Annotated in this window: 8 protein-coding genes and 1 tRNA gene; 2 read left to right on the plus strand and 7 right to left on the minus strand. The window is 69.7% G+C overall.

Going from position 1 to position 15,293, the window contains the following annotated elements; translation table 11 throughout:
• Nucleotides 1-350: 350 nt before the first annotated feature.
• The 3 genes from E5N76_RS02775 to E5N76_RS02785 are packed head-to-tail and all read right to left on the minus strand — an operon-like array spanning nt 351 to nt 7,198.
• The gene (locus E5N76_RS02775; RefSeq protein ID WP_149535786.1) at nt 351-3,257 is read right to left on the minus strand and encodes a hypothetical protein; all 2,907 of its coding nucleotides are present in this window, start codon (nt 3,255-3,257) and stop codon (nt 351-353) included.
• Nucleotides 3,258-3,282: 25 nt separating this feature from the next.
• On the minus strand, nt 3,283-6,429 hold the full coding sequence (locus tag E5N76_RS02780; RefSeq protein ID WP_149535787.1) for a hypothetical protein: 3,147 nt from the start codon (nt 6,427-6,429) through the stop codon (nt 3,283-3,285).
• A 31-nt stretch (nt 6,430-6,460) separates the two neighbouring features.
• Nucleotides 6,461-7,198 carry a hypothetical protein gene (locus E5N76_RS02785; protein WP_149535788.1) on the minus strand — a complete coding sequence of 246 codons (738 nt, stop codon included), beginning with the start codon at nt 7,196-7,198 and terminating at the stop codon, nt 6,461-6,463.
• Nucleotides 7,199-7,612: 414 nt separating this feature from the next.
• Here E5N76_RS02785 and E5N76_RS02790 point away from each other — a divergent pair, with 414 nt between their 5' ends.
• Nucleotides 7,613-10,381, plus strand: a complete 2,769-nt coding sequence (locus tag E5N76_RS02790; RefSeq protein ID WP_149535789.1) for a DUF3141 domain-containing protein — start codon at nt 7,613-7,615, stop codon at nt 10,379-10,381.
• 128 nt (nt 10,382-10,509) lie between these two features.
• On the opposite strand, the gene E5N76_RS02795 is transcribed toward E5N76_RS02790, so the two are convergent.
• The 3 genes from E5N76_RS02795 to E5N76_RS29315 form a co-directional block, all read right to left on the minus strand.
• Nucleotides 10,510-12,216, minus strand: coding sequence for a gamma-glutamyltransferase family protein (locus E5N76_RS02795; protein ID WP_149535790.1), 1,707 nt, complete (start codon nt 12,214-12,216; stop codon nt 10,510-10,512).
• A 252-nt stretch (nt 12,217-12,468) separates the two neighbouring features.
• A tRNA-Glu gene (locus E5N76_RS02800) sits at nt 12,469-12,544 on the minus strand.
• Nucleotides 12,530-13,024: a P-loop NTPase family protein gene (locus tag E5N76_RS29315; protein WP_187829943.1), complete on the minus strand. Its 495-nt coding sequence runs from the start codon at nt 13,022-13,024 to the stop codon at nt 12,530-12,532. Before E5N76_RS29315 ends, E5N76_RS02800 begins: the two co-directional genes overlap by 15 nt.
• Before the next feature lie 165 nt (nt 13,025-13,189).
• Here E5N76_RS29315 and E5N76_RS02805 point away from each other — a divergent pair, with 165 nt between their 5' ends.
• Nucleotides 13,190-14,377, plus strand: a complete 1,188-nt coding sequence (locus E5N76_RS02805; RefSeq protein ID WP_187829944.1) for an MFS transporter — start codon at nt 13,190-13,192, stop codon at nt 14,375-14,377.
• Between the two features lie 138 nt (nt 14,378-14,515).
• Here the strand turns inward: E5N76_RS02805 and E5N76_RS02810 are convergent, their stop codons facing one another.
• Nucleotides 14,516-15,292, minus strand: a complete 777-nt coding sequence (locus E5N76_RS02810) for an SDR family NAD(P)-dependent oxidoreductase (RefSeq protein WP_207791842.1) — start codon at nt 15,290-15,292, stop codon at nt 14,516-14,518.
• Nucleotide 15,293: the final 1 nt, after the last annotated feature.

Genomic DNA, 15,293 nt, shown 5'->3' on the forward strand with positions numbered 1-15,293 from the left:
AACAAAAAGCTAGAGCGAGTTTGCCGAGCACAGGCGAGGAGAAACCGCTCTGGCAGGCTGCTGAAAAAGTCCCTCGGCATCGCAACGGAAGTTCAGAAAGAATCGAGGAGGGAAGGTGCGGCGCGCATCAACCATGCGCATCGGCGGCCTGACGCGAAGCAAGGTTGCGGCGGTGCCCTCCGATCTTCCTTCTTCAGCAGCCTGCTAAAACACCATCCAGAACGGATCTCCATCCTGACGGATCACGCCGCGATCCGTCAGGAGGCTGCTCCAGGAATCAAGGGGGAGGGGCCGAGGGGCCTTGCGCCGACCTTCCCTTCCCGGATCCCAAGGCGTGCACCCCGCTGGCGTCAGACCAGCTCCTCGTCCTTCTCCTCATCCTCGACCAGCTTCTCGGCCTCCTGCGCCTGCTTCGCCTCGAAATCCAGCCGCACTGCCTTCGCCGTCATCGCCGCCAGATCGGCATAGACCCCCGCCGCCTTCCTGACGTCGTCGAGCGGCGCGCTGCTTTCGGTGGCCGGCTTGAAGGAACGGAAGCCGGCCTCCAGCTTCATCAGCGCGTCCAGCAATTGCTCGAACTCTGCTTCCGCCAGTGTCTCCCGCTCGCGCTTCAGCAGCGGTTCCACCAGCGCCAGGTTGCCGATGATGCCGGGCGGATTCGGCGTGGCCAGCCCCTCCTTCTCCGTCCACAGCAGATGCGAGAGCGACCAGGCCTTGCTGGTCAGCGCTGGTGCCGGCACCTTGGTCTTGCCTGGTGTCGCATCGAGCTGGCCGACCACGATATTGTCCTCGTTGTACAGCTTCTCCAGGTAGCCTTTCACGTCGGCCACCTTGTCGCCCGCCCGGGTCAGCGTCTCGCGGTCCAGCCCGATCCGGTTCATCGCGGTGATGGCGATGGGATCCTTGGAGATCAGGGCGCCGTAGGCGATGCTGTATTTGGCGAGCGTCGGATTGATCTGCCGCACCAGCAGCGCCATCTTGCGGTTGCCCTTGTTCTTCGGGTCCAGCACTTCCTTGGTCTGGCTCCAGGCGCGGCGCAGCGCCACCGCCTTGTAGAATTTGTACAGCATGTCCTCCGCCGCCGCGGCGGCCGCCACCGCGCCGCCCGCCGCCTTGAAGGCCGGCGCGTAGGGGGACATCTCGCCCGCAGCCAGCAGCGCCTGGATCAGGTTGGCCGCCGCCTGCAGGCTGTAATGGCTGAACTGCTCGCCCTGGTTGCGGACGAAATTATCGATGGAGGTGGCGTAGGGGCTGACCGCGCTCTCCGCATCCTTCTGCCCGTCGCGCCATTCCAGGAAGGCGGCCAGGCGGGTCGCCGCCGCCTCGACGTTGAAGATGAATTTCATCATCTGCCCGGCGACCTTCAGCGCCGGCAGCACCTCCGCCGCCACATTGGCGGTGACGGTGGTGACCGAGGTGCCGATGCCGATGCCGGCGCCGACCATGGCATGCACCGCCGTCCAGATCGCCCGGTCGCGCTCGAGCTGCGCGACGAGCCTGGCGATCGACTTGTACTCCGCCGCCGAAGGATCCTTGGAGCCGAGGCAGGAGAGCGACTCCTTGTAGGCCTTGCGCTCCGCGTCCAGCGCCTTCTGGATGGCGGCGATCTCCTCCTGCTGCGCCGCCGCCGCGTCCTCCTTGTTCTTTTCCTCGCGTTCCTTGAACTTCTGCTCGGAGTCCTCCAGCAGCTTGCCCATCGGCGTCGAGGGCAGCTTGAGGCCGAGCTTCTTCGAGATCTCGGCGATCGCCGTGTCGGTCAGCTTGGTGGTCGCGCCGCCCGCCTTGTCCACATTGGTGGTGGTGTCGTTCATCGCCTTCAGCTCCTTGGCCTGGGCGGCGAACAGCTCCTCCTTGCGTTTCTCCGGGTCGGTGATGCTCGGATCCTCGGAGATGGCGTTGTATTCCGCAGCGAAGCGGACGCAGACCGGCACCGCCTTGGCGGCGTTGTTGCCCGCCGCCTCCAGCACCGAGAACACGGTCTTCCAGTCGCCCTTGCGCATCGCCTCGATCAGCTTCTTCTGAGCCGCCATGGCGAAGGTGGAGAAGGCGGCGCTGACCCCGGCGCTGGCCTGGGCGAAAGCGGTGCTGGTATTGCCGGAGGTCTGGTCGGAGGTCGCGCTGAAGCTAGCGCCGATGGCGTCGCCGATCGCCTCGATGATGGCGCCGACCGGCGGCTCGCCGCCCTTGGCACGCCAATTGTAGAATTGCGGCACCAGGGTGCTGGCGGTGCTGGCGGCGACGATGCTGTCGGTGATGACGAGGCCGAGATTCATGTCCCCGGTGGTGCCGGCGACGATCTTGCCGATGCCGGTGGCGATGCCATTCATCACCGCCTTGTAGCCGGCCACCGAGAAATCCTCGGTCTTGCGGAAATCGTCCACCTGGTCGATCACGTCGATGGAGACGGTCAGCAGCGCGGCGATGCCCTCGGTGATCGCCTGCGCCTTGGCGACGCCGCCCTTGGTCAGCGTGCCGCTGCTGGACATCCCGATCTGCGGATCCTTCACCGGCGCCAGCGCGCCGAGCACCGTGCCGGTGACGGCGGTGGCGAGCTGCACCGTACCCTTGGCGAGCGCCGGCAGGCCGTAGCCGAGCTGCTTGCCCTTCTCCTTGCACTCCTTGATGTAGTAGTCGTTCGAGCCGTCGATCATCTTCTGCGTCGCGCTGAACTTGTCCGGCACGAAGGTCTCCGGCAGGACGAGCTGACGCACCAGCGGCGTGTAGAGATCGTTCATGATCTCGTCATTGGTGAAGAGCTTCGCGGATTTGGTCGCGATCACCCCCTTCACCTCGTCGATATAGCTGCGCTGCACCAGCTCGGCGGCCAGCCGGTCGCTCTCCTGCACCACCAGGGCCATGGCCTGGGTGGCATCGGTCGCGGTCAGCTTCTTGTCCTTGCGGCCGGTCGCCGCCCTGGTCATCTTCGGCGCTTCCATGCTGTCGAAGGCGCGCTCCTGGCGGCCGTCCTTGTCGCGCACCCGCTGCGTCTTCTCCTTGCCGCCGGGCTCCTCGGCGGTGGTCGCCTCCAGGTCGCAGGCGGCGCGGATGCGCTCCTTCTCCGGCTCGATGGCGGCGATCGCCTGGGCGATCAGCGCATCCTTCAGCGCCTGCTCCTCGATCCGCTCGCGCGCCTGGCGCAGCTCCAGCTCGGCCGCCAGCGCCTCCAGGCCGGTCTTCGGCTTCTGATCGTCCGGCAGCGGGATCGCCCCGCCGGTGAAGCGGTAGAGCCATTTGGCTTCGGCGGGTTGCAGCGCCATCGCAGCTTCCTCCGGCAGTACGTGGTTACAGGGAGACCAGCAGGTTGTTCTCGAGATCGAGCAGAGCGAGGTTCAGCTCTGAGATCGGCGCCGCCATGGCCGGGCGGAAGGGCGTCTCGGCCAGCACCTGCAGGCGAAAATCATCCGCCAGATAGGCCATCATCCGCCGCGCATCGCGCAGCGCCACCTCGCGCGCGCCGCTGCGCACCTTGTCGTCCTGGTCCTTCGCCGCGGCCTGTGCCACCGGCTTGTCGAAGACCGAGGGGTTGAACAGCCCGCGGAGCTGGGCGAGCTGCGAGGCGACCGCCTTCTTGCCATCGGCGTTGAGATCGCCGTCCGGCACCGCCTCCACCTTATCCTGCACCTCCTTGAAGGCCTGCAGCAGCCCGGCGATCGCCTGCTTCACCCGCACCAGCACCTGCGGCAGCTTGTTGCGGGCGGAGATGGCAAGGCCATGCGGATTCTCCGCCACCAGCGCCAGCCGGGTGCGGACCGCGTTGAGCTGCTCCCGCCCCGTCGCGTAGTCGTGGCTCTTCTCCGTCGCCTTCTTCGCCTCGGAGAGGGTCGATTTGAGCTGCTTCATCTCGTCGGAAGGGATGCCTTCGGCGGCGGCGAGGAGCTTTTCCACCACCTTCACCTCGCCCTCCCACTTGCCCTTCTCGACCTCTGCCTGGCGCGCCGCGGCAACTGCCGCTGCCTCCTGCGCCGCCAGCGCCAGCGGCACGCCACGGTCATCGCGGCCGCCTTCCAGCAGCTTCGTCAACTCCTCGGAGAGCTTCAGCATCTCGCTTTTGGCGCCCGACATCCCGCCCTCGAAGCGGGCATTGCCCATGATGCCGGCGATCCGTCCCTGCACGGATTTCACATAGGCCGGGGCATCCTTGAAGGCCGGCGCCTTGAGCTGGTCGGTGATCGATTTCGCATCCTTCTCGAAGGCGGCGAACAGCTTCTTCGCTTCCTCCGCCTGCTTCTTCGCCTCGGCGATCTTCACCTCCAACTCGTCCAGCGCCTTCTGCAGCTCGGCGATGCTGGTGGTGCCGAGGCCCTTCTCCACCGCCTTCACCTGCTCCGCCAGCTCGAAGCTCGTCACCTTGGCGTAGATGTCGAGCGTCTTGCCGGCCAGGTCGGATTTCATGTCGGCCAGCGTCTTGCGGGCCTTCTCGAAGGTCAGGGGCTTTTCCCCGTCCTCGTCCTTCTCGCCGGTCAGCGCCCGCAGCGCGGCGGCGACATCCTCCTCGAGCTGCAGCGCCTCGTCGATCGCCCTCTCCAGCAGCGGCACCTGGGTCAGCCTGCCCATGGCGCGCTGGGTGTCATAGGCAGTGACCAAGGTCTGGTGCATCGCCAGGTGCGGCGCCTGCTTGGCCGTGTTCTTGATCTTCTCGGCCTTGTCGAACACGTCCTGGATTCGGCCAGGCAGGGGCGCCAGGATCTGCTTCAGCCTTTCCTGCAGGCCGAACACCTTGTCGCTCTGGGCGGCGGCGGCGCCGATCGCCTGCTTCTGCAGCAGCAGCACCTGCGCTTTCGGCCCGGCGAAGCCGCCGGGCGTGGTTGCCGCATCGGCCCTCTCCCGCTGCTCGGCCAGCGCCGAGAGCAGCGCCGCGCCGGCGGCACTGTCCAGCGCGACCAGCTTCTCCGCCGCCGCCAGCGCGCCGTCGTAGGCGTCGTCGAACAGGTCGCGCGCATCCTGCAGCAGCCCGGCATCCACCAGGCCGGGCAGCTTGTCGGTCTCCCGCGCCGCCGCCGCGATGTCGATCTCAAGCTTCGTCATCGCCACATTGGTGCCCGCCTCGTCCAGGCTGTCCACGCTGTGCGCGCGGGCCAGCTTGGCGTCCCATTCATCGCGCAGCGCGGCAAGGCGGGCGCGGAACGGGCCGTCGGCGATATCGGTATGCTCGTTGTCGGTTGCCTCGGCCACCGCCTGGTGCAGCGCGCCGAAGGCCTGCTCCACCTTGCCGAATTCGGTCTCGACGCGCTTCGCCGCCGCTGCCCGCGCCTTGGTGAATTCGGCGAAGCCTTTCTGTTCGAGCTCGAGCGCCTTTAGCTGCGCCGGCGCGCCGTTCAGCCGGGAGAGCGCCTCGGCATAGGTCATGCCGATGCCGGGCTTCTGCTCGTCGATCTCGGCCAGCCGCCGGCGCAGCGCCGCGGCCTCCGCCTGCACGGCGGGGGAGGTGGCGGTGGTGGCCAGCACATTGGCGGCGGATTGGTGCCCGGCCACCTCGCCCTTGCGCCGCAGCCATTCCTCGCGCTGCGGCCCGCCATCGCCGCGGGCGGCGCTCGCGGTGTCGATGATGGTCTGCAGCAGATCCATCTCCGTCGCGTAGTCGCGCGCCTGCCGGGCGGTATCGGCGCTCGCCAGCAGGCGGCGCAGCTCGGCCGCCTGCTTGTTCGGCAGCAGCGGCGGCGGCGCGTCCTTCGCCACCGTCAGCGGCGCCGCCATGTCCAGCAGGATGGTGGCATCGCCGCGCAGCAGCCGCGCTTCCTTGTCATTCGCCACGGCGGCATCCAGCGCATCCTCCAGCGCCTGGCGTGCCACCTCCAGCTCGCGCGTCGCGCCGTCGATTAGCTTCTGCTCCGGGCTCGGGATCAGCACCGGCCGAATGGCGTCGCGCACCTGCCCCTGCAGCCGGGCGACTTCGTCGTCGCTCAGCCGCGCGCGCTCCTCGCCCACCCGCCTGAACAATTCGTCGGCCGCATCCATCAGCGCCGGGTTGGCCGTGCGGGTCGCTTTCTTGCCATCCTCCCAGGCCAGCGCCGCCTTCTCCTCGGCATTGCTGACATGGACGGCGTGCAGGATGTCGAACGCCTTCTTCCAGTCGACCGCCGGCGGGGTCTGCTTCTCCCCCGCTTCGATAAGCAGATCGACCTGCAGATGCGCCGCGACGAAGCTGTCAGCCAGCACATTGGCCGCCGGGCGGTAGCGCTCGATCGCCGCCAGCGTCGCCTCGGAGCGGCTGCGGCGGTCGAGATAGAGCTGCTGCGCCTTCGCCTGAGCGACATCCTGCTTCAGCGCTACCTTTTCCTGCTTAGCGGTTTTCTTGCCCTCCTTGCGGGCGATCTTCTCCCAATCCTTGTTCTGTTTCTTGGTCAGCGGGCCGGTCGGCACGCCGATCTTGCGGTAGAATTCGTCGCGCTTGGCCTGCAACGGGTCCGGGGGGGCGATCACGTCGCTCATCGGTGGGCTCCGCGTCTCGGGTCGGGGTGGCTCAGCCGCGCAGCGCGGCCGCAAGGTCGTCCAGCGCGCCGGCCAGCGCCGTATGGATGGCGAAGCTGCCGGCCTCGGAATTCTCCATCTCCCGCAGCAGCGGCACCGCATCCAGCCGCTTGCGGTAGTCGCCGATCGCCTGCAGGGCGCTGGCGGCCAGCTTCTGCCGCGCTTCCGGCGCGGCGGCGTTCGCCATGCCGTCCAGCGCGTCGCCCACCGCCGCGGCGGCCTCGGCAATGGGCGGCACCTGCTCCCGCACCCGCGCCACGGCGGCGAGCGTCTCCGGCGCCGAGGCCTTCGGGTCGTCGATGAAATCGGGCGTCGCCAGCATGGCGGTGCAGGCGGCTTCCAGATTGCCGCCGGCCAGGTCATAGGCGCTTTCCGCCGCCTTCAGCTTCAGCCGCAGCTTGGCGAAGGCGACGACGCCGGTGGTCTTCGAGGCAGCGCCGGCCTTGATGGTGGCTGCCGCCTCGGCGGCGCGCTTCTCCTGCGTCAGCGCCGCCAGCCGGTCCTCCAGCGCGCCGAGCATCGCCGCGGCTTCGGGATTGCCGTCCTTCACCGCGGCGGCGGCGAGCCGCAGATCGCCCCCCAGCGTCTCGGCCGCGCCGATCAGCGCCATGCCGTCGCGCACCGCCATCAGCCGCGCGGTCAGCTCCGCCTTGGAGGGGCCGGTGGATTGCGGCGCGGGATCGATGCCGAGGACCTTCCGGATCCACTCACGCCGCGCATCGTCGGGCATCGTCCGTTTTCCTCGCGCTGTGATCCCGCCCGGGAACGCCGGCATGGCTTCGCGGGGCACTCATTGCGTTTCGTCCGATATGGCGACCGGCGCTCGCCGCCACCGGCCTCGCTCCAGCCGGTAGCGAAACGCATATCAGAGCCTAGCGAAACTGTGAATGCGGCATCGGCGGCGGCCATTCAACCAATAGTCGCATTTCCGTGAGGAAAGTGAATCGAAGCTTGAGCGCAGGCCAGCCGCCCCGGGTCGCGGCCCGCCTTCATAGCTTCACATCGCTGAGATGGATTCGCCCTGGCCCCAGCCCTAGCGTGACCCCAGCACCACAGGGTCTTGCGGCTTGCTGGCGGTCCGGCCGGGGCTCACCCGCCTCCGCCACATCGGCGCGGCGCCGCATCAAGGGAAGGTGACCTCGCCATGAATGTCATCGGCATTTCACAGCCGATCGCCGCGGCTCTCTCCGGCACCGGCGTCGATGCCGCCGCACCGCTCCGCTCCCTCACCGTCCGCGCCGCCGCGCTCTCGGACCAGGCCGGGCTGCTGGCGCGCGCCGCCGCGCGTCGGGGCGAGCGCCTGACCGCCGAGCAGGGGCCGCGTTCCAACGCCCTGCTGCAAGGCCTGACCCAGGCGGCGGGCGCTTTCTCCGCGCCGCAGGCCGGGCAGGAACTTGCCGCGCAGTGGTTCGAATACCTGCGCGACCGGGCCGAACGCCTCGTCCTCACCCTCGACACGCTGCGCGAGCGCGGCGACATCTTCGTCGAGCACGAGGCGGCCGGCTGCCCGCCCGTGCTGGTCTACGACTATGAGGTGGTGCTGGACGGCGCCACCCTGCCGCAGCCCTGCAACTACATGCTGCTGCGCATCCTGCCGCCTTCCGGCGTGACCATCGACCCTGCCGCCCGCCCCTACATCATCATCGACCCGCGCGCCGGCCATGGCGCCGGCATCGGCGGCTTCAAGAATGACAGCCAGGTGGGCGTCGCCCTCGCCGCCGGCCACCCGGTCTATTTCGTCGCCTTTCGGCGGGACCCGGTGCCGGGCCAGACCCTGGCCGACGTCACCCGCGCCGAGGCGGAGTTCGTCCGCGAGGTGACGCGCCTGCATCCGCAGGCGCCGAAGCCCTGCGTCATCGGCAATTGCCAGGGCGGCTGGGCGGCGCTGCTGCTGGCCGCCACCAACCCGGACCTCACCGGCCCCATCGTGCTGAACGGGGCGCCGGTGGACCCCTGGGCCGGCGAGGTCGGGCTGCACCCGATGCGCTACAATGCCGGGCTGTTCGGCGGCACCTGGCAGCCGATGCTGCAATCGGATCTCGGCGGCGGCATCTTCGACGGCGCCAACCTGGTGCTGAATTTCGAGCTGATGAATCCCAGCCGGAATTTCTTCCGCAAGTACTACGACCTGTTCGCCCGCATCGACACCGAGCGCGACCGCTTCCTGGAATTCGAGCGCTGGTGGGGCGGCTTCTTCCGCCTGAACGAGGCGGAGATCCGCTGGATCGTCGAGCAGCTCTTCATCGGCAACCGGCTGGTGCGCAACATGGCCCAGCTCGAGCCCGGCCGCACCGTGGACATCAAGAACATCCGCTCGCCGATCATCGCCTTCGCCAGCCGCGGCGACAACATCACCCCGCCGCAGCAGGCGCTGAACTGGATCGCCGATATCTACCAGGATGTGCAGGAGATCCGCATCCGCGGCCAGCGCATCATCTACATGCTGCATGAGGAAGTCGGCCATCTCGGCATCTTCGTCTCCGCCAAGGTGGCGCGGAAGGAGCATACGGAAGTCACCTCCGTCATGCAGACCATCGAGGCGCTGGCCCCCGGCCTCTACGAGATGAAGATCGAGGCGGCGAACGGCGAGGGCCAGCAGCGCAGCTTCACCGTGAGCTTCGAGGAGCGCAGTATCGCCGATCTGCGCCGCGCCGATGACGGCCAGGCGGATGAGCGGCCCTTCGCCGCCATCGCCCGCGCCTCCGAAATCCAGGCAGAGCTTTACGACACCATGCTCCGCCCCTTCCTGCGCGCCATGGTCACGCCGGCCTCGGCCGAGTTGACCCGGGCGCTGCATCCGCTGCGCCTGCAGCGGGCGCTGATGGCGGGGAACAACCCCTTCATGCTGCCCTGGAAGGCGATGGCGGAGCGGATCCGTGAGCAGCGCCAGCCGGCCCGCGCCGGCAACCCCTTCCTGGCCATGGAGGAGGCGGGGGCCGATCTGGTGGAGCAGGCCATGGACCTCGGCCGCGACCTGCGCGACCTGACCTATGAGCTGGCCTTCTTCGGCCTCTGGGCGACGCCCGTCGCGCGCGGCTTCGGCGAGCGCCATGCCAGGGGCCGGGCGCTGATGGATCTGCATGAGCTGACCGGGCTGCCGGAGGCGCAGATGGCGCTCTCCCGCACTGCCCAGGGCGGCTTCGTGGAGGCGGTGATCCGCATGCTGGTGATGCTGGCGGAAAGCCGCGGCGGCGTGCGGCGGGACAGGCTGGAGCGCTCCGCCCAGCTCCTGACCCGGGACCAGCCCTTCGCGGCGCTGACGACGGAGCAGCGCACCCTGATCATCCGCGAGCAGACGCTGATCGCCACCCTGGCGCCGGCGGAGGCGCTGGCCACCCTGCCGCAGCTTCTGCCGAAGCAGGAGGAGCGCGAGCTGGCGCTGAAGGTGGCCTATTACGTGCCGGGCCGGATCGACGAGATGGCGCCGCACACCTTCGAGACGCTGCGCCGCATGGCCGGGGTGCTGGGCCTGCCGCCGATCACCAGCGATGTGCTGGAGGATCCGCTCGCCCCTGCCCCGGCCGCCGCGGCACCCGCTGCCGAGGCCGCCGCCGCGGCGCTTGCCACCGGCACCGCGCCGGCGCCTGCCGGGGCAACCGTGACGGCGCCTGCGGCCAGGACCGCGACGGCCCCCGCCGCAGCCGCGGCGGCAGCACCGGCCGCCAGCGACCCGGGGGTGCCTGCCGCGAAGACCGCGCCGGCGCCAGCCGCCGCCACCGCGGCACCACCGGGCGCCGGGAGTACGGCGGTGCCCCCCGCCAAACCCGCGACGGCTCCTGCTGCCGCGGCGGCAGCGCCGGCCGCCAGCGCCACGACGGCCCCTGCCGCCGAGGCCGCGCCGGAACCCGCCGCGAAGCCGACGGCGAAGCGGGCGCGCCAGGGCAACCTGGCGGCGGAGGGGTCCGAGGCCTGAAGCGGCGGTGGGGGCGGCTCCGCCCCGAATCCCGCCGGTGGTTGCCGGCAGGTTTCAGCCCCGGGGGGTGAGGCTGCTGGTGCGGGGCGGGGCCGGGCGCTTCCGGCAGCATGGCCGCCGCTCCGGCTTCATGCCGCGATCGCGTAGGCCGGCCGCCTGGGATCGGCGCCTGCCGCCAGCAGGCCAGTCTGCGGATCGCTCTTCACCACCTCCACCGTCCCGGCCAGCCAGGTCTTCTCCGGCCAGTCCTTGATGTCGTGCCCGCGCGACGCGAGCTCCTCCCGCACCGCCTGCGGCACCCGGCTTTCCACTGCCAGCCGGCCGGGGAAGAAGTCGAAGGGGGCGAAGGAAGAGGGGAAGGAGTAGCTGGCGAAGCGCGGCGCCTCGATGGCGTCCTGCACCTCCATGCCGTGCTGGAAGATGTTCAGCACCACCTGCAGCATGGCCTGGATCTGCACGTCGCCGCCCGGCGTGCCGAAGGGCATGACGCCGCCCGCCGCGGTCACGATCATCGCCGGGTTCGGGGTGAGGCGGGGCCGCTTGCCGGGGGCGACGCCGCAGGGGTGGGCGGGGTCCGGCCGGCTCTGGCTGCCGCGGTTGGAGGGGATGATGCCGAGCCCTGGCACCACGGGCGAATTCCACGACCCGTCGGAGGGCGTGGCGCTGAAGGCATTCCCCCAGCGGTCCACCACGCAGCAATAGGAGGTATCCGCCTCCACCATCGGCGCCGAGCGGAGGGAGGGGTCGGGCGAAGCGGGCGGATGGTTGCTGCCGAGGATCTTCCCCGGCATGCCGGGCAGTGCCCGCCGCGGGTCGATCTCCGCCAGCCGCGCCGAGAGATGGTCCTCCGCCAGCAGCCGGTCGAGCGGGACGTCGAGGAAGGCCGGGTCGCCGAAATGATATTCCCGGTCGGCCATCGCCGCCTTGATGCTCTCGGTGAAGAGATGGATGTAGTCGGCGCTGTTATGCGCCATGCCGGCGATGCCGCCCTTCTCCATCAGCAGCAGGGCTTCCAGCAGGGCGGGGCCCTGGCACCAGGGACCGCAGGTCAGCACCTCGTGCCCGCGCCAGCTCCGCCGCACCGCCGGCTCGATGCAGGAGCGGTAGCCGGCGAGGTCCGCCATGGAAAGGTAGCCGCCCTCGCGCTGCATGAAAGCGGCGATCTCGCGGGCGATGTCGCCGCGGTAGAAGGCGGCATGGGCGGCGGCGAGGCCGGCGAGGCGGCCCTTGCCCGAGGCCTTCTTCTCCTCATCCACCATGTATTGCAGGGTGCGGGCGAGGTCGGACTGGATGAATTTCTCGCCCACCTGGGGTCGGCGGCCGCCGGGCAGGAAGATGGCGGCGCTGCCCGGGTAGCTTGCGTATTCCGCCTCATGGTCGCGGATATTGTCGGCGAGCAGGGGATAGACAGCGTAGCCGTCCCGCGCATGCCGCAGCGCGTATTGCGCGACATCGCCGAAGCCCATGGTGCCGTGGCGCTCCAGCGCGGTGATCCAGGCATCCGGCGCCGCCGGCACCACGGTGCGCAGCACACCATTCGGGATCTTGCCGCCATGCTCCCGCATGAAGAGGTCGGCGGGGATGGATTTGGGCCAGGTGCCGAGGCCGGCGATGGTCTCCACCGTGCCATCCGCCTTACGGATCAGGATGGGCGCGACGCCGGCGACATTCACCAGGTCCGGCAGCAGCACGCCGAGGGCGATGCCGGCGGCGCAGCCAGCATCGATGGCGTTGCCGCCCGCTTCCAGCACGGCGAAGCCGGCGCTGGCCGCCAGGTAATGGCCGGCGGAGACGGCATGGCGGGTGCCGTAGAGGGTGGGGCGGGTGGCGTACATGCTTGGCTCCCCTGGGCGGGCCTCCTCCGAAGGGAGAAGGCTCGGCCCCGGGTGGCTTGGCTGTCAATCCCGGTGGGCGGGCTTCGGGGCTATCGCCATTGGCGGGAGAGGTGAAAGGCGGGAACCGGCGCCGGATACCGGCAATCCCTTGGCAATACCGACAGGGTCGCGGCGAAGAGCAAGCTGCCTGCCACCCGGCTGCCAACGGCCGACAAGAAGGCGAGAAGCCGGGAAAATCCGGAGCAATGTCAATGGCGTCCCCAACGGGATTCGAACCCGTGTTACCAACGTGAAAGGCTGGTGTCCTAGGCCTCTAGACGATGGGGACGTAAGTCAAACCGCTGTTTTTCCTCAGCCGCCGCGCGGCCCGGCGGGGCGCTATTAGAAAGTTTTGCGGGAGTCCGCAACCTTGGCACCAAGGTACCCAGCCGATGCAGCAGCCCAATGCACCGGGTGGCGCCCGGCGCGCGGCTCCATAGCGGTGCTGGCGGGCCAAGCCTAGCCCCCTCGGGCCATTTGCCTGCCGGGCCACGCCGGACACCGCCAGCCAGCGCCGCTGGATTTCCGCATTCTCCCGCAGCTCCGCCGGCCGCCCCGCATGCACGATCTGCCCATGCCCCATCACCAGGACGCGGCTGCTGATGCCAAGGGCGACGGTCAGCCACTGCCGGCGGCGGGCTCGGAGCAGCATGATGCGCGGCTCGGTGGCCAGCGCCGGGCCCAGCTCCAGCCGATCGGAATAGGGCAGCTTGGCAGATCGCGTCGCAGCACGATGCTCCAGATGGAGCTGCGCCAGCAGCGCCTCCACCACCGCCGTGCCGGCGGCGTAGGACCGGGCGGGGCGCCAGACGGATACCGCGGCAGGCGAAGATGCCGGGGCGCGGCGCGGGGTGGGAGCGAAGCTCGACCAACCCCGCCCTGGCATCTGCCGCCCGGTTTTGGTCCATCGACCAAACCGATTTATGAAAGGGGCATGGTTCTTCCTTCCGCGTCCCCGGCCCAGGCGCCGCGTATGCCCTGGGCGGTGCTGGCGGCCGCCTGTCTCGGCATGTTCGCTGCCTCTTCCTCCGGCACCACCAGGGCGCCCTTCCTGCTGGACATGGCGCGGGATCTGGGCACTTCCCTGCCGCTGGTCGCCAACCTCATGGCCGTCACCTCGGTGGTCTGGGGCATCGCCTCGCTGCTGGCCGGGGCGGGATCGGACCTCTGGGGACGGCGGCCCTTCATCATCCTCGGACCGCTCGGCCTGGCGCTGAGCCTGGCCGGGGTGGCCAGCGCGGAGAGCTTCGCGGTGGTGATGGGCTGGGCGGCCTTTGGCGGCGGCTGCGCCGGCGCCTATACCGGCGTCATCATGGCGGAGGCCTCCGCCCGCACGGTGGACCGGCAGCGCGGCCGGGCGCTGGGTTGGGTGATGGCAGGGCAATCCCTGACCCTGCTGGTGGGCGTGCCGCTGGCGGCCTGGATCGGCAGCTTCATCGGCTGGCGCGGCGTGCATTGGGTGGTGGCGGGCATTGCCGTGCTGGCGGCCGCGGCGCTGGGGCTTTCTACGCTGCGGCCAGCGCTTTCGGATGGCGGCGGGGCAGGGCGGGGGCGGAAGAAGGGCGGGGCCTCAGCCCTCTCCGGCCCGGTGCTGCGGCTGCTGGCCATGGGGGTGGCGGAGCGGGTGTGCTATGGGCTGACGGCGGTGTTCTTCGCCACCTTCCTGCAGACCACCTACGACCTTTCCATTGCTGCCGTGGCGCTGCCTTTGGCGCTGTTTGCCGGCGGCAACATCCTCGGCACCATTATCGGCGGGCAATTGGCGGACAGGCTGCCGAACCGGCTGCTGACCTTCGCCGGCGCCATGGCGGGTTCGGCGCTGGTGGGGTTCGTGCTTTTCAGTTGGACGCCCAGCCTGGTGGGTACGGTGGCGCTGGGCTTCCTCTATGTATTCGTGACCGCCTTCGCCCGCCCCAGCCTGATGGCGGCCTTGGCGAACGTACCGGAAGAAGTGCGCGGCACCGTGCTGGGGCTGAACGTGACGTCAGCCGCCATCGGCTGGCTGGGCGCAGCCTCCCTCGGCGGCTGGATGGTGGCACAGGGCGGTTTCACGCTGTTCGGCCCCCTGACCGCCTGTGTCGCCCTGCTGGGTGGCGCCCTGGCGCTGTTCGGCCGGCGATAGCCGGCCCGCCAGGCGGCTGGCCTTACCGTGCCGCCGGGTGCCCTGCCGTGGCAAAGCCACGGCAGGCCGTGCGAATCGCCGATCGGCAAGCGATTCCCGGCGGCCCCATGAAGGCGCGAAGCGACTCCATGCGGAGCACTACATTTTCTTCCCCGCCGTCCAGCCGCCATCCACCGGCAGGATGCTGCCCGTCATGAAGCCGCATTCCTCCGAGGCCAGGAACAGGATGGCCGCGGCGATTTCCTTCGGCTCCGCCCAGCGTCCGAGAGCATGGATCCCCCGGATGGTGTCCGCCATCTCCGGGTCCTGGAAATAGCGCTCCGTCAGCGGCGTCCGCACGACGCCCGGCGCTACCGCATTCACCCGGATGCCCATGGGCCCGAGCTCCATCGCCATTTCCTTGGTCAGCCCCACCACGCCGTGCTTGGAGGCGACATAGGCCGCCCGGTTCGGCGCCGCGACCAGCCCCAAAGTGGAGGCGAGGTTGACGATCCGCCCGCCCCGCTGCGCCGCCACCAGCCGCCTGGCGAAGGCCTGGCTGGGCAGGAAGGTGCCGGAGAGATTGATGCCGATGACGCGGCTCCATTCCTCGAAGCTGATGTCGAGAACCGACACGATCTCCCGCACGCCGGCGGAGTTCACCAGCACGTCCAGCCGGCCCAGCGCCTGTTCCGCCCCGGCGACGAAGGCGGCGGCGGAGGCAGGGGTGGCGACATCGACGCCGAGGCCGATGGCTTCCCCGCCCTGGGCGCGGATGGCGGCGGCCACGGCCTCCGCCCGGCCGGCATCGAGATCGCCCACCGCAATGCGGGCGCCTTCCCGCGCGGCGGCGAGGCAGACCTGTTCCCCGATGCCGCTGGCCCCGCCGGTGACGAGCACCGCCTGATCCTGGAAGCGCATTCTGGACTCCTCCATG

It is taken from the genome of Siccirubricoccus phaeus, assembly GCF_008360935.1.
GTDB classification, from domain to species: domain Bacteria; phylum Pseudomonadota; class Alphaproteobacteria; order Acetobacterales; family Acetobacteraceae; genus Siccirubricoccus; species Siccirubricoccus phaeus.

What these genes read in the sequence shown, in the direction of transcription:
- E5N76_RS02810 (WP_207791842.1), bottom strand. Translation starts at nt 15,292, where the DNA reads ATGGAGGAGTCCAGAATGCGCTTCCAGGATCAGGCGGTGCTCGTCACC.
- E5N76_RS02775 (WP_149535786.1), bottom strand. Translation starts at nt 3,257, where the DNA reads ATGGCGCTGCAACCCGCCGAAGCCAAATGGCTCTACCGCTTCACCGGC.
- E5N76_RS02805 (WP_187829944.1), top strand. Translation starts at nt 13,190, where the DNA reads ATGGTTCTTCCTTCCGCGTCCCCGGCCCAGGCGCCGCGTATGCCCTGG.
- E5N76_RS02790 (WP_149535789.1), top strand. Translation starts at nt 7,613, where the DNA reads ATGAATGTCATCGGCATTTCACAGCCGATCGCCGCGGCTCTCTCCGGC.
- E5N76_RS02780 (WP_149535787.1), bottom strand. Translation starts at nt 6,429, where the DNA reads ATGAGCGACGTGATCGCCCCCCCGGACCCGTTGCAGGCCAAGCGCGAC.
- E5N76_RS02785 (WP_149535788.1), bottom strand. Translation starts at nt 7,198, where the DNA reads ATGCCCGACGATGCGCGGCGTGAGTGGATCCGGAAGGTCCTCGGCATC.
- E5N76_RS02795 (WP_149535790.1), bottom strand. Translation starts at nt 12,216, where the DNA reads ATGTACGCCACCCGCCCCACCCTCTACGGCACCCGCCATGCCGTCTCC.